This is a genomic window from Paenibacillus sp. S150, assembly GCF_019352175.1.
Classification (GTDB): Bacteria; Bacillota; Bacilli; order Paenibacillales; family Paenibacillaceae; genus Paenibacillus_AQ.
The window spans coordinates 1-18,397 of record NZ_JACBYI010000035.1 but is presented as its reverse complement, the minus strand read 5'-3'; the positions used below and the strand labels follow the sequence as shown (position 1 = coordinate 18,397).

General features: G+C 55.1%; 15 protein-coding genes and 2 pseudogenes. 5 read left to right on the top strand and 12 right to left on the bottom strand.

The genetic code is table 11. The features are described from left to right. The first annotated feature begins 18 nt into the window (after positions 1-18). The 3 genes from HYD27_RS24050 to HYD27_RS24040 are packed head-to-tail and all read left to right on the top strand — an operon-like array spanning position 19 to position 2,981. On the top strand, positions 19-1,137 hold the full coding sequence (locus HYD27_RS24050; RefSeq protein WP_219219356.1) for an iron-containing alcohol dehydrogenase family protein: 1,119 nt from the start codon (positions 19-21) through the stop codon (positions 1,135-1,137). Between the two features lie 4 nt (positions 1,138-1,141). After that, positions 1,142-1,918 carry a sugar phosphate isomerase/epimerase family protein gene (locus HYD27_RS24045; protein WP_219219355.1) on the top strand — a complete coding sequence of 259 codons (777 nt, stop codon included), beginning with the start codon at positions 1,142-1,144 and terminating at the stop codon, positions 1,916-1,918. Then, on the top strand, positions 1,911-2,981 hold the full coding sequence (locus HYD27_RS24040) for a Gfo/Idh/MocA family protein (protein ID WP_219219353.1): 1,071 nt from the start codon (positions 1,911-1,913) through the stop codon (positions 2,979-2,981). The genes HYD27_RS24045 and HYD27_RS24040 overlap by 8 nt, the downstream gene beginning before the upstream one ends. 134 nt (positions 2,982-3,115) lie before the next feature. Here HYD27_RS24040 and HYD27_RS24035 read toward each other — a convergent pair. Continuing rightward, positions 3,116-3,241: pseudogene (locus tag HYD27_RS24035) on the bottom strand (RtcB family protein); the annotation flags it as partial. 102 nt (positions 3,242-3,343) lie between these two features. Then, positions 3,344-4,168, bottom strand: a complete 825-nt coding sequence (locus tag HYD27_RS24030; protein WP_219219351.1) for an AAC(3) family N-acetyltransferase — start codon at positions 4,166-4,168, stop codon at positions 3,344-3,346. A 127-nt stretch (positions 4,169-4,295) separates the two neighbouring features. On the opposite strand from HYD27_RS24030, the gene HYD27_RS24025 reads away from it, so the two are divergent. Beyond that, the gene (locus tag HYD27_RS24025; protein WP_219219349.1) at positions 4,296-5,279 is read left to right on the top strand and encodes a ring-cleaving dioxygenase; all 984 of its coding nucleotides are present in this window, start codon (positions 4,296-4,298) and stop codon (positions 5,277-5,279) included. 211 nt (positions 5,280-5,490) lie between these two features. Here HYD27_RS24025 and HYD27_RS24020 read toward each other — a convergent pair whose 3' ends face one another. Together HYD27_RS24020 and HYD27_RS24015 are read right to left on the bottom strand one after the other, a co-directional pair. Next, positions 5,491-6,159, bottom strand: a complete 669-nt coding sequence (locus tag HYD27_RS24020; RefSeq protein WP_219219347.1) for a stalk domain-containing protein — start codon at positions 6,157-6,159, stop codon at positions 5,491-5,493. Positions 6,160-6,259: 100 nt separating this feature from the next. Continuing rightward, a complete protein-coding gene (locus HYD27_RS24015; protein ID WP_219219346.1) occupies positions 6,260-6,943 on the bottom strand; it encodes a YjjG family noncanonical pyrimidine nucleotidase in 684 nt (227 codons plus the stop codon). Positions 6,944-7,069: 126 nt separating this feature from the next. Between HYD27_RS24015 and HYD27_RS24010 the strand changes: the two genes are divergently transcribed. Further along, positions 7,070-8,005 (top strand): MraY family glycosyltransferase, encoded by a 936-nt coding sequence (locus HYD27_RS24010; RefSeq protein WP_219219430.1) that lies wholly within the window; start codon positions 7,070-7,072, stop codon positions 8,003-8,005. Between the two features lie 447 nt (positions 8,006-8,452). Here HYD27_RS24010 and HYD27_RS24005 read toward each other — a convergent pair whose 3' ends face one another. The 8 genes and pseudogenes from HYD27_RS24005 to HYD27_RS23970 form a co-directional block, all read right to left on the bottom strand. Then, positions 8,453-8,971: a mismatch-specific DNA-glycosylase gene (locus HYD27_RS24005; RefSeq protein ID WP_219219344.1), complete on the bottom strand. Its 519-nt coding sequence runs from the start codon at positions 8,969-8,971 to the stop codon at positions 8,453-8,455. A 32-nt stretch (positions 8,972-9,003) separates the two neighbouring features. Then, complete coding sequence (locus tag HYD27_RS24000) at positions 9,004-9,561, bottom strand: RNA 2'-phosphotransferase (RefSeq protein ID WP_219219341.1); 558 nt, start codon at positions 9,559-9,561, stop codon at positions 9,004-9,006. A gap of 123 nt (positions 9,562-9,684) precedes the next feature. Next, positions 9,685-12,300, bottom strand: a complete 2,616-nt coding sequence (locus HYD27_RS23995; RefSeq protein ID WP_219219339.1) for a polynucleotide kinase-phosphatase — start codon at positions 12,298-12,300, stop codon at positions 9,685-9,687. Next, on the bottom strand, positions 12,300-13,742 hold the full coding sequence (locus tag HYD27_RS23990) for a 3' terminal RNA ribose 2'-O-methyltransferase Hen1 (RefSeq protein WP_219219337.1): 1,443 nt from the start codon (positions 13,740-13,742) through the stop codon (positions 12,300-12,302). Before HYD27_RS23990 ends, HYD27_RS23995 begins: the two co-directional genes overlap by 1 nt. 263 nt (positions 13,743-14,005) lie before the next feature. Next, positions 14,006-14,125: pseudogene (locus HYD27_RS32985) on the bottom strand (DNA polymerase beta superfamily protein); the annotation flags it as partial. A 395-nt stretch (positions 14,126-14,520) separates the two neighbouring features. Continuing rightward, positions 14,521-16,563, bottom strand: a complete 2,043-nt coding sequence (locus HYD27_RS23980; RefSeq protein WP_219219333.1) for a hypothetical protein — start codon at positions 16,561-16,563, stop codon at positions 14,521-14,523. Further along, on the bottom strand, positions 16,538-17,440 hold the full coding sequence (locus HYD27_RS23975; protein ID WP_219219331.1) for an ABC transporter ATP-binding protein: 903 nt from the start codon (positions 17,438-17,440) through the stop codon (positions 16,538-16,540). The genes HYD27_RS23980 and HYD27_RS23975 overlap by 26 nt, the downstream gene beginning before the upstream one ends. Then, positions 17,437-17,823 carry a GntR family transcriptional regulator gene (locus HYD27_RS23970; RefSeq protein ID WP_219219329.1) on the bottom strand — a complete coding sequence of 129 codons (387 nt, stop codon included), beginning with the start codon at positions 17,821-17,823 and terminating at the stop codon, positions 17,437-17,439. Before HYD27_RS23970 ends, HYD27_RS23975 begins: the two co-directional genes overlap by 4 nt. Between the last annotated feature and the right edge of the window lie 574 nt (positions 17,824-18,397).

Genomic DNA, 18,397 nt, shown 5'->3' with positions numbered 1-18,397 from the left:
AAAAGGAGAGACTCATCCATGTTTACAGTAAAAGCACCGAAACAATATGTAAGCGGGCCGGGCGTAATCCGGCGAAGCGGGGAGCTGATTGCTTCCATCGGTAAGCATGCTGCCATCATAGGCGGCAAGAAAGCACTGGCGGCAGCCGGGCCGGAGCTGTTTGCCAGCCTGGAGCAAGCCGGAATTGGCTACAGCATACATGAGTTCGACGGTTATGTGACGGCCCGGGCGATTCAGGAGACGGCCGATGCCATTGAAAGGAGGCCTTCAGAGGCTCCGACACTGATCCTTGGCGTGGGGGGAGGCCGGGTCCTCGATCTGACCAAGGCAGTAGGGGACAAGCTGGCTCTTCAGGTTGTGACGGTTCCCACCGTTGCCGCCACCTGTGCGGCCTGGTCTGCACTTACCGTTCTCTATGATGAACAGGGTGTCTTCACAAGGGGTCTTGAGCTTCCGGAGGCTCCGGTTCTGGTGCTGGCGGATACGGATATTCTGGCCGCAGCCCCCCGCCGTTACCTGGCTTCAGGCATTTCGGACACTTTGGTCAAATGGTATGAAATCGCCCCGCTGATCACAATAGGGCAACAGCAGCTCCATTACCGGGCCAATCTGGCCACTGCCAGGCTGGCTCTGGAGATTCTGGAGATGCATGCCCGCGAGGCATACCGGATCGCCGGACAGGGCATTGCTTCACCTGCGTTCAAGGAGACTGCAGATGCGGTGATATTTCTCGCCGGCCAAGCCGGCAGCATTGTAGGCGATGTGGTGAAGGCCAACATTTCCCATGCCATTCACAACAGCCTGACCCGTTGGGAACAGACCCACGGCTGCCTCCATGGAGAGAAGGTTGCCTTCGGACTTGTCACACAGTTGTTCCTGGAGGGTAAAAGCGAGGCCGAAATCCGCCCTCTGGTTGAGCTGCTCCACGAACTGGAGCAGCCTCTCACCTTGGAGCAGCTGGGTCTGACAGGCGGCGCCCCCGGCCCGTTCGCAAGGGAGATTGCCCGGAACGTCAATATCGGCAGGGCTGTAGCCGAGCTGCTTCCCTTCCCTGTAGCAGCAGCGCAGATCGAGCAAGCGATTCTGAGCGCCGACCGTATCGGCAGGCAGGAATCCCATATAGAAGGAGGCAGCTAAGTTAATGAAGCAAAAATTTGCGGTTCAGCTCTATACACTTCGAGAGGAATGCCAGGCGGACTTTCCAGCCCTCCTGCGGCAATTAAAACATATGGGGTGGAGCGGCGTGCAATTCGCCGGATTCCATGGCTATGATCCGGCGGAGCTTGCCGGCATTATGGAGGAAACCGGGCTGCAAACAGCGGGACTGCATGTAACCTACCAGAGGATTGAAGAAGACCTGGAGCAATTGATCGAAGAAGCACGCTTGTTCCGCACCCGGGATCTGATCTGCTCCTCCACCCCTCCGGACCTGCGCAATCCGGAGGGATACCTTCAGGTTAGAAAAGGTCTGAATACGTCAGCCGGCCGGCTGGCGGAGGTTGGCATACGCCTGAGCTACCACAACCATGCCTTTGAGTTTGAGGCTATGGCAAACGGCCGTTCCGGGGCGGAGCTCCTGCTTTCTCCCGGAACTGACAACCTTTTTCTCACAGAGCCTGATGTATATTGGATCAAGAAGGCCGGCTATGATCCCGCATCCTTTATCTCCCGCTATAGCGGACGCATACCGATCATTCACCTAAAGGATATGACCAAGGACGAAGAGGAAACCTTTGCTGAAATTGGCGAAGGCAGGCTCGATTTCATACCCATCCTGAAGTGGGGCGAAAGCAATGGCATCGAATGGTACGTAGTGGAGCAGGACCGCTGCAGCCGCTCCCCCTTGGATTGCATACAGACCAGCATCACTAATTTGTACGGAATGGTTGCGGAGACGGGAGGAGCCATTTGTGGATAAGAAGCTGAAATTCGGCATCATCGGAACGGGAAACATATTCGCAAAAGCGCATCTGGAGCCTTTACTCAGGCATGAAGAAGTGGAGATTACAGCCATATGCGACATTAACCTGTCGAAGGCAGAGAATATTGCCGTTGCCCATGGTATTAAGCATGTCTACAGAGATTATGAAGAAATGCTTAAAAACCATCCTGGGCTGGATGCCATTGATATTTGCACGCCCAATTATCTGCATTCGCCGATTTCTATTGCCGCCCTGGAAGCAGGCTTCCATGTTTTCTGCGAGAAGCCGGATGCGGTGAGCCACACGGAGGCGCAGCAAATGGCCGCTGCGGCCGCACAAGCAGGGAAATTGCTGATGGTGATGCGCAATAATCGATTTGCCGCCGCCTCCCAATACCTAAAACGCTATATTGAAGAAGGCCACGCCGGAGAACTGTATACCGGCCGCTGCGGTTGGCTCCGCCGCCGGGGAATTCCGGGCAAGGGTGGCTGGTTTACTACCAAGGAATTATCGGGCGGTGGTCCACTGATTGATTTGGGCGTACATTTCATTGATTTGTCCCTTTGGCTCATGGGCAATCCCAAGCCGGTTGCGGTGACGGGAGCTACGTACACGAAGTTTGCGGACAATGCGCTGTCTGATTCGATTCATTCCGACTTTGGCGAGAAGCAGGAAAAGGGCATCTTTGACGTGGAAGACCTGGCTGCGGGCTTTATTCGCTTCGACAACGGCGCATCCCTTCAACTGGAATTCAGTTGGGCCTCCAACATTAACGAGGAGCTGAATTTTGTGGAACTGCGGGGCACCAAGGCCGGAGCCAGCATCAGGAATGGGGAATTGCAGATTTCCACAGAAACAGCTGGGCAGCTGGCGGATTTGACACCTGTATTGAAGGAAACCGGTCTTTTGAGCAATCACGGCAAGCATCTGTACCATTTCATTGACTGCCTGCAGCATCGGGCAAAGCCAATCAACACTCCTGAACAAGGAGTGGACATGATCCGGATTTTGTCCGCTTTGTACGAATCGGCTGCATCCGGAAGGGAAGTGCGCCTGTAGCGCCAGGCAAGAAGCCGGGGACGCGCCAAATAGCCCCGGAGGAAGCAAGACAGAGCTATCTTATCTTTCCGGGGCTAGCACAGCACATTCTTCAGAATGAGTGCGGGATCATCTGAAGTCCGCGCTTGTAAAGCTTAATTCCTGTGATAGCCGCCATCGGACAATCCCCAGCGGGCTGCCAGCTCTTGCCTCTCTTCCGCAATCTCCAGATACTGAATTTCGCAGAAGTGGTTGCCGCTTCCCAGCGTCCCAGGCTGGCCGCGGGCATTCCGGCGGAGTCATCATTGCTCCTGCACCTCCATCGCCTTGCGGCCCGTGAATTTGCTGTCAGCTTATCACGGCTTTCCAGCGGATGCCAATCCTTATTCTGGAATCCGCTCCGAAATTTCCCGCTTCATCTTGGGCAGCGGCTTGGGCAACTCTGAGCCGTCCAGCGGTTCATTATTCGAAAACAACTCAGGATCAGCCCTCAGCATCCGGCTCAGGATATCCGTTGTCCGGGCAGTCCCGCAGAGCATCACCTCCGCATCTCCGAAGCGTCCTCTGCGCAGGGCTCCGCCTTCCTCAAGCACCCTCTCCACCTTCCAGAAATGCTGTGACCATGAGAGTCCGCAATGCCTGCGTGAAGGAACCGGAAGTTCTTCCCCGCCGGGTGCCACCGTGTACAGCAGTTCAGGGCTGTCCGTCATCCGGCCGGGAATATCGAGCCATTCCTCAATCCCGTGGATAAATGTGTTCCGCCGCAAATCCACCCCAAGCAGCATAATGTCCGCCTGGCGGTCCAGCAATTTGCCGTAGACTGAACCCCGCGCACAAGGCGTGTCCCAGCGCTGGTCCCCTCCGGCAAATTCAGCCGCATCCTTGCCCAGCGCGGCAACCGAATGGGTGGGATGCCACGAGCGGACAACGCCCGGCCGCTTCCGGAAGAGCTCCGGCAGGATGCCTACACAGGATGGCGATTCCAGAACAGAGAACCGCGGATTGTCCGCGTTGATGTAGGACCAGGTATGGGTGGGCAAGACCAACAGCCCATGTTCCATGTACCCGGACAGAGCATCCAGCACCGTATCTCCCCCTCCCTGCACTTCACCGATACTCTTGAGCGACGAATGGACGAGCAGTGCTCCCTGCGGATCAATGTCCATGTCCTTAAGCTGCCCCAGCAGGCTGGCTTGAGTATGTATCATATCAATCTCCTTTGCAGACAATGAAAATTCATGCTTGCCAATTGCATGTTTTACTATTAAAATGTAAGTAACTTAATAATAAATATATACTTTATATAAACCAATAAAACATTCAGGAGGAATTACTATGAGTTTAACATTAAAAGGACTCCACCATGTATCTTCCCTCACGGCAAAAGCCCCGGAAAATTTCAAATTCTATACCGGTGTACTGGGTCTTCGCCTGATTAAAAAGACAGTGAACCAGGATGATGTCTCCGTCTATCACCTGTTCTACGGTGACGAGGCCGGAAATCCCGGCACCGAGGTCACATTCTTTGAGATTCCGAACGCAGGCCGCAACCGTGACGGCAATAACAGTATATCTGCGCTGTCGCTCCGCGTCCCGGATGACAATGCGCTGGAGTACTGGGAGAAGCGGCTGACAGAATTCCAGGTGGAGCATGACGGAATTACGGACCGCGGCGGCCGCAAGACGCTGGCCTTCCGCGATCATGAAGGCCAGCGCCTGATTCTCGTATCGGATGAGCATAATCAGGGTGTGGCCGGCGGCAAGCCTTGGGACAAAAGTCCGGTTCCGGGGGCTTACGGCATTCTCGGCCTTGGACCGGTTCATTTGACCGTCGGGAACGCAGCGCCTACCGGGCAGGTTCTCGTGGAGCTGCTCGGCTTCCGCCGCAAAGGCAGCTATCCATCCCCGGCTGCCGGACAGCCGGATGTCATTGTGTTCGAAACCGGCGAAGGAGGCTCCGGCTCGGAGATCCACCTGGAGGAACGCAAGGACCTGCCGCAGGAACGGCTCGGACGCGGCGGTGTGCATCATGCCGCCTTCCGCGTAGACAACGAGGAAGAGCTGAAGCAGTGGATTGAGCGAATCGGCAGCTATCAGCTGCCGAACTCGGGATTCGTGGACCGCTTCTACTTCCGCTCCCTGTATTTCCGCGAGCCGAACGGAATTCTGTTCGAGCTGGCAACGGACGGCCCGGGCTTCGCCACCGACGAGCCTATCGGGCATCTGGGCGAATCGCTGGCCCTGCCGCCGTTCCTCGAAGAAAAGCGCGCGCAGATTGAAGCGCATCTGAAGCCGCTGGATACACGGCAGCAGGTCTAATTCAGCAATCCGTATGGTCTGGTGCAGAAGCAGGAGCTTGCGCAGCTTCCAACAACAGCCGGCATTTAGCTGCGGTTCAGAAGAGCGGCTAACCAAGAGTTCTGCCTGAAACAGCTGCGTTCCTTAAGGTACGCAGCTTGTTTTTTTGACCGATCCTATAAGGACTTAGTTGAAGCAGATTTCAAGCCTTGTCAAAATACGGCGCCAAATCTCAGCTCTCCGAGAAGGTGATAGTGAAAATATTGAAGCCTGGACGTGCCGTTGAAGCTTTGCCGGTGATGGACACCGGGCTTGTCCCTCCAAGTCTGCCGGTGATCTTGACCGTAGTGGCGCTTACCGTCTGGGAAGCGTTGTCGAGCCGTTTGATCCGCACATATTCACTGTACACGAAGCCCATCGTTTCAAGGGATTCCTGTGTGGAGTAGGTAAAAGCCGCCTTTTTCACCCCGTCCGCAGCCGTATCCAAGGTAGTGGCAATTACAGCGTCCTCCGGAATCGGAAAATCCTGCGGCAGATTTACCGGGCGTACCGTGCTCTCCACTGGTGTGGCGGCTGAACCGCCGCCCGTCCCCGGGGCTCCTCCGGTTTCGGCGCCGCTGCCGATTCTCACTTTATAGCTCGCGGCATCATAGGTAATCGGCACTTTCAGCGCACCGGCAATCGAACGGATCGGCAAATACGTCAAGCCTTCGTAGGTGATGGGCGTTAAGGTTTTACCGTTGCCGTCCTTCAGCCAATAAGGGGTGCCATCCACTACGACACCGATGCTGTGATTCAGGTAGGCTTTGATCTGCTCCAGTTTGGCTCCCGCATAGACGCCTGCCGAACCGGTTATCGTCATGCCGGCCGCAATGGCGGCAATCATCCACTTTTTGTTCATTTTGATCCTCTCCCTTTAGATTAATAGTAGAATGAACAGGGTGTTCTAATATATTTAACACAGGGGGGAGTTTTCAACCTAAAAGGTTATGAAATCCGGACTACCGGGTAATTTCCAGCAGCTCGGACAGCTCGCGGATCTCATAGGTTGGGCGGATGCCCGGATGGCTTGCTCGGCCCAGCGGGTTGAACCAGCAGGTGTCGATGCCATAGCTGATTCCGCCCTGAATATCGGAGGTCAGCGAATCGCCGACGATCAGCACCCGGCTTCGGTCAGAGATCCCCAGCTTGTCAAAGGCATATTCAAAAATCCCCGTCTCCGGCTTCCGATAGCCCGTCTCCTCGGAAATAATGATCTGCTCAAAGGCGTCACACAGCGGCGACCCCTGGATGCGGGACAGCTGCACATCCTTAATTCCATTGGTGATAACCGCAAGTCTGCAGCCGGACAGCTCCCGGCACAGCTCCGCCGCCCCTTGAATAAGAAACGTCCCTTCACCCAAAAATCTTAAATAAGCTTCACTGAACGCCTCCGGACTCAGCTCCAGCTTGTGCTCGGCAAACAGCCGGTTGAACCGCTCGACCCGCAGCACGGCAGAGGTGACCCGCCCTTGCTCCAGATCCTCCCACAATGCGCGGTTAATTTCCTGATAGCTGTCCGCATAATCCTCCGCACCTGCCGGCAGCCCAAAATGGGCAAAGGCATTGTACAGCGCTCTGCTCTCCGCCAATCCGTAATCAAACAGGGTATCATCGGCATCAAATAAAATGACCTCGTACTTCATGTTCCCATATTCCCTCCAATTTCGCGTCCCGTCGACAAGCACTGTCCATTTGCGATATAATTCAGACAGGCGCTTTCAAAAAATTTAACGGCGGTGATTCTCATTTTTTACGTTCTAGCGTTTCTGATGTCCTTCTGCATCGTCTACCTGCTGATTCCCCCGCTTGGCAGACTCGCCTTCCGGCTCGATTTTGTGGACAAGCCAAGGCAGGATGTGGAGCGCAAAATACATAGGGAGCCCATCCCGCTGACAGCCAGCTATGCCATATTCATTGGGTTTTTCATTACATACCTGCTGTTCACCCGTGATTTCTCGCTGGAGACCCTGGCCCTGTTCATTGGCGGTGTGCTTCTGTTGACTATAGGTACAGTCGATGACTGGTACAAAACCAAAGGCAAGGACTTCCCGGCGCTGCCGAAGTTCATTGTACAGATCGCGGCCGCCATTCTCGTCTTTGCATCCGGCAATGCGTTCACCGGGTTCTTCAATCCCTTCTCCGGCGATTATATCTCGCTGCCGCTGATCCTGCAATTTGTGCTTACCATTCTCTGGATCTTCGGCGTGACAACCGTGATTAATTTCTCGGATGGCATGGACGGCCTGGCTGGAGGGCTGACAGCCATCTCAGCAGTGACGCTGTTCGTAGTCGCTTTGGCCAAGGGCCAGTCCGCCTCGGCTATGATGGCTATGATACTGGTGGGTGTCACCATCGCCTACCTGCGCTACAACAAGGCTCCGGCCAAAATTTTCATGGGCGATGCAGGCGCCACCTTTCTCGGCTACATCCTTGCCGTGATCGCGCTGGACGGTGCGTTCAAGCAGGCGACAGTGCTGTCGCTGTTCATCCCGATTCTCGCACTCGGCGTGCCGATCTTCGATAATCTGTTTGTTGTCATCAAACGGTTCGTGCAGGGCAAGTCGATATATCAGGCCGATGCCACCCAGGTCCATTACCGCCTGCTCAAGGCCGGTCTGAACCAGAAGCAGGTCGTGGCTGTTCTCTATCTGGTCAGCGTCTGCCTGTCGCTGTCCTCCATAATTCTGCTGCTGATCCAGACCTGACGCGGGCCTGGCTGCCGGAAGCGACAGCAGGGAAACACCCTTGAGTTTTGGACTCAAGGGTGTTTCCCTGCGCTTGAATTCAAAACCTGCCGAGTCTGATCCAGCTTCCGCATCCAAACCGCAACTGTATTTTATACAAGTAAAAAGAAGCATCAGGAGGTAAAACGGCGTTAATTTGCACTCCGAACACTTATACAGTTGTCATTTCAGTAGTAATAGCCCTTCCGCCATTTTTAATTGCAGCAATACAATTTATCGCTAAAAACACGGCAAATGGCACTCATTTAAATGCAGTGAACTACAATTGTTTGTTTGCTCCGCATGTCCGCAAGACTAGTGGAAGTGTTACACTGACCGTGTATAAGGACAAATTTTCCAATCAGAGGTATTTTTACCTCTCATTCCATCCCCTGGCCCCCTCCTGCCGGATTCAGGGGTATTTTCACCTCAGGAGTTCTCCTGAATATACTCATACAGCCTGCGGTAGATATTCACGATCTCCGGCATCGGCATTCGGACCAGGCCGCTGGACGAGGGGGCAACGAACTCCCGCACGCCGTCCACGATGGGAGGCTGTTCATCCTGAAAGCCCCAGTCCGCCTTCGTCCGGCGGCTGAATTCGGTATAAACGCCCTTGCCTACAAAGCAGGCGATCTCCGGCCGGTAGCAGGCAAGCTTGTCCCGGAGAATCTGCCGGCCCTCGGCATATTCGTCACGGGTAATATCCTCTGCCCCACGTGTGGGGCGGGCGACGATATTGGTGAAGCCCAGGCCGAGCCGGAGCAGGTCGCCATCCTCCGAGGCATCGTAGAGGCGCGGCGTCAGGCCTGAGCGTTCGAGAATGCGCCAGAAATTGTTGCGCGGATTCGCATAGTGATGTCCAAGCTCTCCGGAGCGGAGACTCGGGTTGAAGCCGATGAAGATAATCTGCAAGCCGTGGTCGAGGTGATCCGGCACTTCATCCATGATGCATCCCTCCTATAGCTGGCGCTGACAAGCTACTGTTCCTCCCGCAAGGCAATACAAGCAGGCGGAAGCGGCTCCGCCAGCCACACTTCATTACCCGCATAATAGCAGGTTACGCCCATTTGAGCCGCCTTAACCGTATCCACGGTCAGCAGAACCAGCTTCCCTCTGCGGCTGCCCGCCAGGCCGGCAAAATGAAGCCCTGCAGATAAATGTACATACTGCCGTCCCGTCGGCTGCAGCCCTTCCTTCAGAATCGCCGGCAAAGCTGCTTGATGAGTGCCATGATACAGCACAGGCGGCGGTGTTCCCGGCTCGTATGTAAGCTTCGCATGGCTATGGCCATAGCGGGCTCTAATGCGTTCTTCCTGGATGGCAAAGCGCTGCTTCCCGCTGTTCCCGACGACCTGGCGGATGTCAGCTTGGGTAATCCCTGTCCACTTCGGGTCTGCGGTGACGATACTCAGCAGATCCTTCAGCAGACAGGAGCCGTCCTCAGGATCAAGGGGCAGCCCATACTCTGCCGGAGTATGCCGGAGCAGCTTGGTCATGAATTTGCTGAGCGAGGCCTCAGCCGCCTGATTCAACATTGCTCACACCTCATTTATGTTCCCTTCCGTATTTTTACACTTCATTTCAGTCTTTCTTACACTTCATTTATCCCTTCAATCTCAAGTTCAGGCAAGTTCAGTTACAGGTCACCCGGCTCTCTGCTACAGCCGCGGGTCCGCCGGATCGGATTCCAGCGACAAGGCGGCAAGCACGCATTCATGCACCCGCTCCAGCGGCTCCTTGCGGATGAAGCGTTCCACAGACTCTACGCTAAGTGCGTATTCCATCAGGGCATGGCGCTCTTTTTTGCCGGTTTTGCGCTGCTTGAGCCGTTCCAGATTATCCGGCTGCAGATAATCAATGCCATAAATAATATGCAGGTACTTGCGTCCCCTGACCTTGATTGCAGGCTGTACCAGACCTTTACCGCTGCGGACAATGAAGGCTTCCGGTTTGATCACGATGCCTTCATGTCCATCCTCAGTCAGCTCCTCCCACCAGCGGATCACTTCCGCTTCGTCGGCTTCACTGGTGATCGTCCGGTATTCCGTCTCCATAAAGAGCGGTGACAGCCCGGCCAGCTCCCGCCCATGCTCCATATGCCAGAGGCGGGAGCGGTCGAAGAAGGTCTGCCCGCTGTGCGCCAAAACATGAAACGGAGCAATCCGCACGCCGTCAAGTCCGCTTGTGTCCCAGCAGTACTGCTGAAAGGCTTCACGGAATATACGTGCGCTCCGCAGCCTGCCCTCCATCTCCTGTACCCAGCCCGCCACATCCCGGCCGGCATTTTCGGCTTCGCGCAGCTTCACCAGGAGATGCTCACGGTCCAGCACAGCGGCTTCCGCGACATGGGTATACTGGGCCGCAATCAGCTCGCGCGCCTTCAGGTTCCAAGGGAGGATTTCGGCGTCGAGCAGCAGCACATCCGTATCATGGCGTGCCCAATATTCCGCTTTGTGCAAATCCTCGTTCAGCCGGGAGAGCACAGCCGACCCGCCCTCCTTGTCAAAGAAGGCCCGGCCGGTCCGGGTGTAGATCGTGCCGAGCGCCTTGCGGCCCACGTAAGGCACAGCGGCGGCCTCATCACGGAACAACAGCAGAACTGCACGGCTGCCCATGTGTTTTTTCTCAGCGACCATGCTCTTCACACCCTGCGAACGGTAGTAGGCAATCGCTTCACGGGGGTGCTCCAGATAGGCCTCATCGGCGGACACCCCCGGTGCCGGACTCATAGTCGGCGGAATATAGACAAGCTCCTCCATAGGGACCGTGAAATGCGATACCGTGTCTATCGCCGCTTTTACAAATTCGCCGCGCACAGAGATTTCACCGTAAACGCCAGTCATGACGGAGTACCCGTCCACAAGCTTGCGCAGATTAGGCGGAGAGAATCTCCTGCGCTCCCAGCGGATCAGCGGGCTGTCCGGGTCCCGGGCATAATCCTTATACGCCTTGACGCTGACAAACTGCCGTTCAGGGTAGCGGTAGGCCGTCAAGGAGCCGCCAAATACCGCACCCTGATCAATATTGACCGTATTTTTCACCACGGTCGGGTAAGGTCTGGGATCATGCCCCCAGACGATAAGCTCCCCCGATTCATGCTCTACATACCATTCCTTGCGGATTGGGGCTCCTGCAGCATCCGCGCCGTCCGTATCTCCATAACGGCAGAAATCCTGCACCCGTCCGGACTGCTTGCCGATGTATTCATCCCTGATTCCGGCATGGGCAACAACCACATGCCGCACCCCCCCGCGGCACAGGACCAGATGGCTGGGCGCAGACAGCAGAAATTGCTTCAGCTCCTCCTTAAGTTGTGCCGCCGCCTCTTCACCCGCTTCCCGGGCATATTCGGCAAGCTCTGCAGCGATATTCTCATCGCCATGGCTCAGGCTTATGTTGCGGCCGCTGAGGTAGCGGGCAATCTTCCAGCCGTGGTTGCTGTCGATCATGCGGGCAATCCCGGCGCCGCAGTGCTTTTTCCAGAAGCCCAAGGTCTCGAGCGATTTCGGGCCACGGCTCATCACATCGCCTACGGAGATCAGAACCCTGCCTTCGGGATGCCTGTACAGCCCGGCTTCATCCGGTGCGTAACCCAGCCGTCCCAGCAGCTCCAGCATTTCGTCATAGCAGCCGTGAATATCTCCGATCACATCCACCCCGTTGCCGATTTCGGCCAGCAGGGGATTTTTTTTACGTTCAAACTGAACGGTTTCCGTTTCTTTGAGCATATAAGTGAAGTCGAAGCCTTCATCACGAAGTCCGCGCAGCGAGCGCTTGAACTGGACAAACTGCTGTTTCACCCGCTGCCTGCCGCGCGGCTGGTCCCGGCTTTTGTCCCGCTCAAGCAGTGTCTGCTCCGGCAGATCCAGAATCCAGGCGGCGCAGGGGAGATCATTCCTGGCGGCCAGCTCGATATATTTTCTGCGGTGCTCCGGCTGCAGATGCGTGGCATCCACCACGGTCAGCCTGCCCAGCCGGCACCGCATGGACACTACGGTATTCATCGCCTCAAAAGCCAATTTGGACATTAGCTGGTAATCGCTGTACAGAATGTCCGCTTCTTCCCGCGGGCGTCCCTTCCAGTCGGGGTATTCCGTATCACCCACCAGCGTCCGGTAATCATCCGAAGAAACGATCTCCGTCTGCAGAAGTATGCCTTCCTGCACGAGTCTGCGGAGCAGAGCGGTTTTGCCGCTGTTAGAGGGCCCGACGAGCACAACAATGCCTCCATGCGGAAAAGGAATTACCCGCTGCCCTTCTTGTCTGTCAGTCATTACAACGAATCCTCCTTCGTAAAAATAGCCATCTGCGTCGGGTATCCATATTCCTGCGCGAACTCGCCGATACCACTCAGCCGGACAGAATAATTATAGGCCGAAGTCCAGCAGGAACACCATGCTCCAAAAGCCTCCCGGTCCCATTCAAAACGGTGATCCCGATGGCGCAATTTCTCGTGCTCCATTTGATACAGCGCATTGTATTCCTTGTTCGGCGTAGTGATAATCAGCGTGCCTGGGGCATATTCGTGAAAAATTGTCTCCATCACCCGATTAAGCCGGCGCTCATCGATATGCTCGATGACCTCGCAAAGAATCATCACATCCTTGCCCCGCAACGCTTCATCATAATAGAACAGCGATCCCGTGACCGGCTCAGGCACGATAGCGCCCGGCCTTCCCTCCAGTTTGGCAAAGCGGTCCATAGCCCGCAGCTGTGCCGCCGCAGAAGGCTCCACCGCCTTGATCTCCTGCACCCCCGGCACACTGCTCAGCCTGGCTGACAGCTTCCCCCCGCCGGAGCCAAAATCGACGATGCTGCGCCGGGCCGCAAGCCTCTCCACAGTGTCTGCAATAGCGGCATAGCGCAGATCATTCAGCCTTGCCTTGGGCGCTTCAGCCGCTCCGGTTCCGGCGGAGGCTTCTGCCGGAGCCGCAAACGGCTCCGCAATGCCCGGCGCTTCGCCCGAGGCGCCATTCTCCGCCTGTTGGCCGTCTCCGGCCATCTGATCCTCATAGTGCTTGATCGCACCGGCAAAACGCAAGGTGCGCTTCAGGATCAGGGCCCGCTGCGGATGATTCTCCAGCCAGCCATCGCCATAGCGCCTGATCTTGTCCACCTCATCGTCGCTGATATAGTAATGCTTGTAGTCGTCGAGCGCAGGAATCAGCACGAACAGCTGCCGAAGCGCGGTCTGCAGCGTCTGTATGCCCTTCAGCTTGATATACCGCACAGAGCTGCGGCTCTTCAGCTCAAAGGCATATGCGGCATCGCCCCGTTCCAGCACCACCTCATAGCCTAGAGGGATGAACAGGTCTTCAAGCGCATGGTCCGGCAAATTGGATGCTACAGGCCCAAAGGTCAGCTCCAGGGCCAGCTTCCGGTTCACCCAGGGCAAATACGCCTCCTTCGTTTTGCCGTTCAGTGCAGTACCCAGCGCGGAACGGATATAAGTGCAGAACAGGCTGCTCACCACAAATTCACGGTCATTGATATACTGCGTAATATCATTGTGCGCGGAAGATGCGCCTTTTACCAGCTCAACCGGGTCCGGTGTGACATAAATGACCGCTTCGGCCTCTTGTTCTGAGGAAGCGGTGAAGGCGATGCGCACGCGGGCTTCTTTTTCCATCCGGTCGTACAGGTTATCGGGATTCTTGGCCAGCAGGCGGGAGAGCATGCCCGCACCCGCTCCAGTCACTCTAATGATTAAATGCATAGAGTCCATCTCCTTCGGCGTCGCTTAATTTTCTCTCTACTCTACGGGGCCCAGCGGCTTTTCCCGCCCCACACCTCAGGCAGTGCGGAGCGGAATAATTCATCCAGCACGGTGTCAGCAACCCCGTTCCCGTGCCCAAACTGGACCGCAATCTCTTCGTAATGGCTGATTTGCGACTCCAGATACTTGTTAATTACCTCCAAACGCGGCTCCAGATTCAGCTCATCGCCAGACATTTTGCGGACCAGCAGCCGATTGACTCTGTCTTTGGAGGGGAACCCCCAGGCTCTGCTGCCGGATTCACAGGCATAGAGAATGCGGACGTTTTCCTCCGATTCAATGGCACGGAGCTGGCGGGTAACGGATTCATGAATTTCTGACATTATGCAAATCTCCCTTCCGGACCCTAGAAAATAAAAAAAGGCCATGGACTCCATCGTCCATAGCCAGGCTGCAGCTTTATGCAAAGTCAGGCATATTATTGCCTGCGGACAAGATCGCTTGCTGAAGCCGGAAATAATTCAGCCGCTGCTAAGCTGGCCTGCCGAACGAGGCGGACAGATGAGTGGAAAGCAAAAGGATATGCTGGAAGTACGAATTGTTTTCAATTGGGTCCATCTGTCCTGACCTCCTAAAAGTTTATGTGAAGCAAAGCCCGCTTTTTGCAGCATCAGCCAAAAGTTAAATGAGTAAGTACAAAAAACGCCCCGCCGGAAATTAATTTGCTGCCGGAAGCCGGGGCGCTGAGAAAACCGTTTTCCGAGCCTTCCGGAGCCTGCTATGGGAGCAGCGCCTTAAGACCCGGTGTTATGTCTTCTTCATGCAGCGCAGCATAATCTGTCGCTCCGCCTTTATAGGTCAGCTTCACCAGGTAATCGCCATTCCTGGCTGTAAAGCTGCGCTGGCGGCTTAGAATGGCGCTAATCAGCTCCGCATCCTTGACGATGGCCGCGCGGTTCTCGTTGCGGGCCAGCTGCATATGCTGCTCAACATTGAACCTCGATGAGGCGGGAAGCTTGCCGGCATAATCATCTTGGATCAGCTCGGCGGAAATGACATCTTGTGCGGCAGGCCGGACCCTATCTGCATATCCCTTTTGAACGAGCCAGCGCTCCAGTTCATGAAAGGATGGTTTCCAGTTGTAGGCATAATTGAAGCCATATTTTCCGGGTTTGCTGTTCATCTGTATAGCAGCAATGGATTTCTGGTCGCCCATCTGGTCTTCATAGCCCATATTCAGAATCTCCTGCCGCAAAAGGTCTGAAAATTCCTTAATCTCCTGCGGGTCGTAGATACTGACATTCTTATTAAAGCTGCTGAGCCATATGCTCTCCGTTTCTTCGTCCAGCCGGTAAAGCATAAATTCATTCTGTTTGAAGCCCCGGCTTTCCATTACAGCCTTCATTTCAGGCTCAAATCCCTCACCCGGTATCCAATATTCCCGTACCAGCTTGCGCCCGTTGTCCAGTTGATAGGCAAAAGTAAACCTTCTGGCTCCATCTGCATATCTCAGCGCCGGGTCCGAACTCTCCGGCCGCACGGTAATCAGGGCTTGGTGTAATCTGCGGACGGCTTCGGCGTACTGCTTATCGGCCGTATAGATATCCGGCTGGGCCGGGGGCGCAGCCTGTTCCGCAGAGGAAAGATCCGCATTAGAACTAAAGCTGTTGACTTGCGGATAGGAATTGGCATATACCTCGTAATTGCTTCCCGCATATACTCCGGCAATACGTTCCCCGGGCGGAACCCGGTTCTCATACCCGGTGAAGCCCGAGACCGGAATATAGAGCAGCAGACCCAGCAATATACCATACACCGCAAATTCAAGCGGCACTTTGCGGGTCATAATCTGCCAGGTTTTGCGGATTACCATCTCTGCTGCGATATAGCCCAGCAATGCCCCGGCAATATGGCTGCAGATCACCAAGCCCGGCTGATTAGGCTTAATTGCGGCAAAGTAGGTTCCCGAGAGCAGCATGGCGCAGAGCATGACGCCCGCTTTGAACAGCGGATTGAAGTAGGTAAAGGCAATGGCCTGTCCGGCTTTTTCCACACTGCGCTTGCGGTACAGCACAAAGGAAAACACCGTGAACAGGATTGACAAACCGCCGTAAACCCATAGCTCACCCGTGCTGAAGGGCTCTTGCTCCAGAACAATAAGATGCATAAAGGGCGACCAGATCAAGCTGTCGCTGCTGAGGCCAAACCATTCCGGATAACCATAGAGATAGTTGCTTAAATGGTGATTGATAAACTGTATCAGCGCCGCGGGAAGAATCAGCAGAATATAAATGATAATTCCCTGGAGCACCGTTTGTCCCGTGCATATGCCGACAAACACGCTGAAGATAAAAAGGAACAGCGTGACAATGCTGACAATCAGGCACCAATTCCAGATATCCGCTCCCTGATAAATGTACATATTGCCTTGTAAGGGAGTGACCAGCGCGGTAACCGCAGCCGTCACCCAGACCGGAAGCATCAGCAGACCGAGTCCGCTCGCCAGATGGGCGGCAAGCAGATGCTCCCGGCGCAGCGGGAGGCTGTGCCACAAATCGGAGGCCATTTTGGACTGCAGATAGCGGAACAGGAACAGCCCGGCAGCTACCGGCAGCGAGAGGATGAACAGCATCTGCATATTTCCGCCGACACGGAACAGCGAATCAATCTTCTGCGGCTCGGCATCCGGATAATTGCTCATGAACAGCTGCAGCGGAAGCGAGAACAGCAAGCCCAGTGTATAGATGATTCCGATCCACCCGTGCTGGCGCACATTCTGGCGGATAACACTGCGGTTAAAGAAGTATCGGCTGCGCGTCATAACCGGCATCCCCCATTTCATAAATAAAGATTTCCTCCAGCGTCAAGGGAAGCAGATCGAACACATACGGCTCATAGACATGAAAAGCTTGCTTAATCCGCTCCCGGTCGCCTTTTACGATATACAGATCCACGCTGCCCCGCCGCTCCTGATGGAGAATCTGCAGCTTGGCCGCCAGTGCCGACGCATGACGCTCATCCCGGAAAGCGACCTGAACCTTGTGCGTGTCCGCCTTGAGATCATCCAGGTCCTTCTCCACCAGCATCCGGCCGGCGTGCATAATGCCCACATGATCGCACAGATCCTCAATCTCCCGCAGATTATGCGAGGAAATCAGCACGGTCAGCTCCCGCTCCGCCACCTCCTGGAACAGCAGGTTTTTGATCTGGCGGCGCATCACCGGGTCCAGCCCGTCAATCGGCTCATCCATAATAAGCACATCCGGCGTACAGCTGAGCGCAAGCCAAAATGCCGCCTGGCGCTGCATCCCCTTCGAGAAGCGGCTGAGCTTCCGGCCCGCAGCCAGGCGAAACGCCGAGCCCAGCTCCGTATAGCGCTTGTCGCTCCAGCCCGGATAGATCGAACGGTAGTAGGCTGCCATGCTTTTGAGCGATGCCTGCGGGAAGAAGTATGGGCTGTCCGGCATAAAGATAACGCGCTGCTTCACCTGCGGGCTCTCATATACAGGCTGGCCGCCGATCCTGACCGTCCCCGCCTCCGGCCGGTAAATGCCGGCGAGTGTCTTCATCAGTGTGGTTTTCCCCGCACCGTTGGAGCCCAGCAGGCCATAAATGGCTCCTTTATGTACAGTCAGCGACAGGCTATCCACAGCCTTTTCACCTTGAAAGCTCTTGCTGACTCCGCGAATCTCAATCATGATTTCTCCCCTCTCTCTTTATGCTCCAGCACCTCGCGGTACAGCGCCCCTATCTCGCTTTCAGTAAATCCAAGATATACGGCTTCCGCCATCAAGCGCAGCAGTTCATCCCGAAGTTCGGCTTTTTTGCTCTCGTTCTGCCCCTGCTGCACAGATGCAACAAAGCTCCCCTTGCCCTGCAAGGAATAGATGTAGCCTTCCCGTTCCAGCTCCCGGTAGGCCTTCTGAATCGTATTGGGGTTCACTGTAAGCTGGGAGGATAAGGCTCTTACCGATGGAAGCTGTTCATCCGCGCGCAGAATTCCGTGCATGATCAGCTCCTTGACCTTACCGGTCAGCTGCTCGTAAATCGGCTTGCGGCTGCGGACATCCAATTCGAACATGACAGTCCTCCTTTCCTGAGCTGTATTCAGACGGCAGCCAAGTGTATTAACTGTACTACTATTATTAATACAGTTGAACAGTGCTGTCAACACCAAGCAGAAACGGCTACGCCGTCCTCTGAAAGAGGCGGCACTCGTTTCTCCAAAAATAGAAGGATAATTGATAGCGTAAAACATATAAACCTGAATTTCGAAAGTAAGTATCCACAAATCATCTAAAAAGCTCTACATTGGTTCCATTCACTTTCGGAATTCAGGATGAATGGAACCGGAGAGCCTGAACAAGCTGATGAAAAGCAAGGAAGAGATTCATAGGGGCCTGAAGCGAAGTGTAAAAAGTAACACTAATGGGCTGGAATTCTGGCTTTAACGGGCTTTAGTGGGATTTTGTACACCTAATGGAGGCCCGCTCGGTAGCGTCAAGAAGTTTGTGTAATTATCTTTAAGGGTTGTAGGATATCCATTGGGACAATGGATAGGAATGGTTTTCAAGGGTCAGGGGGGATCCCCCCTGCGAAAATTTCCTTTCATATCCAGTTGTTCTGTCGTCGGTTGGGTTGGTTCTTAGATCTCT

What these genes read in the sequence shown, in the direction of transcription:
- HYD27_RS24015 (WP_219219346.1), bottom strand. Translation starts at nt 6,943, where the DNA reads ATGAAGTACGAGGTCATTTTATTTGATGCCGATGATACCCTGTTTGAT.
- HYD27_RS24010 (WP_219219430.1), top strand. Translation starts at nt 7,070, where the DNA reads ATGTCCTTCTGCATCGTCTACCTGCTGATTCCCCCGCTTGGCAGACTC.
- HYD27_RS24025 (WP_219219349.1), top strand. Translation starts at nt 4,296, where the DNA reads ATGAGTTTAACATTAAAAGGACTCCACCATGTATCTTCCCTCACGGCA.
- HYD27_RS23970 (WP_219219329.1), bottom strand. Translation starts at nt 17,823, where the DNA reads ATGTTCGAATTGGATGTCCGCAGCCGCAAGCCGATTTACGAGCAGCTG.
- HYD27_RS23995 (WP_219219339.1), bottom strand. Translation starts at nt 12,300, where the DNA reads ATGACTGACAGACAAGAAGGGCAGCGGGTAATTCCTTTTCCGCATGGA.
- HYD27_RS24045 (WP_219219355.1), top strand. Translation starts at nt 1,142, where the DNA reads ATGAAGCAAAAATTTGCGGTTCAGCTCTATACACTTCGAGAGGAATGC.
- HYD27_RS24030 (WP_219219351.1), bottom strand. Translation starts at nt 4,168, where the DNA reads ATGATACATACTCAAGCCAGCCTGCTGGGGCAGCTTAAGGACATGGAC.
- HYD27_RS23975 (WP_219219331.1), bottom strand. Translation starts at nt 17,440, where the DNA reads ATGATTGAGATTCGCGGAGTCAGCAAGAGCTTTCAAGGTGAAAAGGCT.
- HYD27_RS24020 (WP_219219347.1), bottom strand. Translation starts at nt 6,159, where the DNA reads ATGAACAAAAAGTGGATGATTGCCGCCATTGCGGCCGGCATGACGATA.
- HYD27_RS23990 (WP_219219337.1), bottom strand. Translation starts at nt 13,742, where the DNA reads ATGCATTTAATCATTAGAGTGACTGGAGCGGGTGCGGGCATGCTCTCC.
- HYD27_RS24050 (WP_219219356.1), top strand. Translation starts at nt 19, where the DNA reads ATGTTTACAGTAAAAGCACCGAAACAATATGTAAGCGGGCCGGGCGTA.
- HYD27_RS24005 (WP_219219344.1), bottom strand. Translation starts at nt 8,971, where the DNA reads ATGGATGAAGTGCCGGATCACCTCGACCACGGCTTGCAGATTATCTTC.
- HYD27_RS23980 (WP_219219333.1), bottom strand. Translation starts at nt 16,563, where the DNA reads ATGACGCGCAGCCGATACTTCTTTAACCGCAGTGTTATCCGCCAGAAT.
- HYD27_RS24000 (WP_219219341.1), bottom strand. Translation starts at nt 9,561, where the DNA reads ATGTTGAATCAGGCGGCTGAGGCCTCGCTCAGCAAATTCATGACCAAG.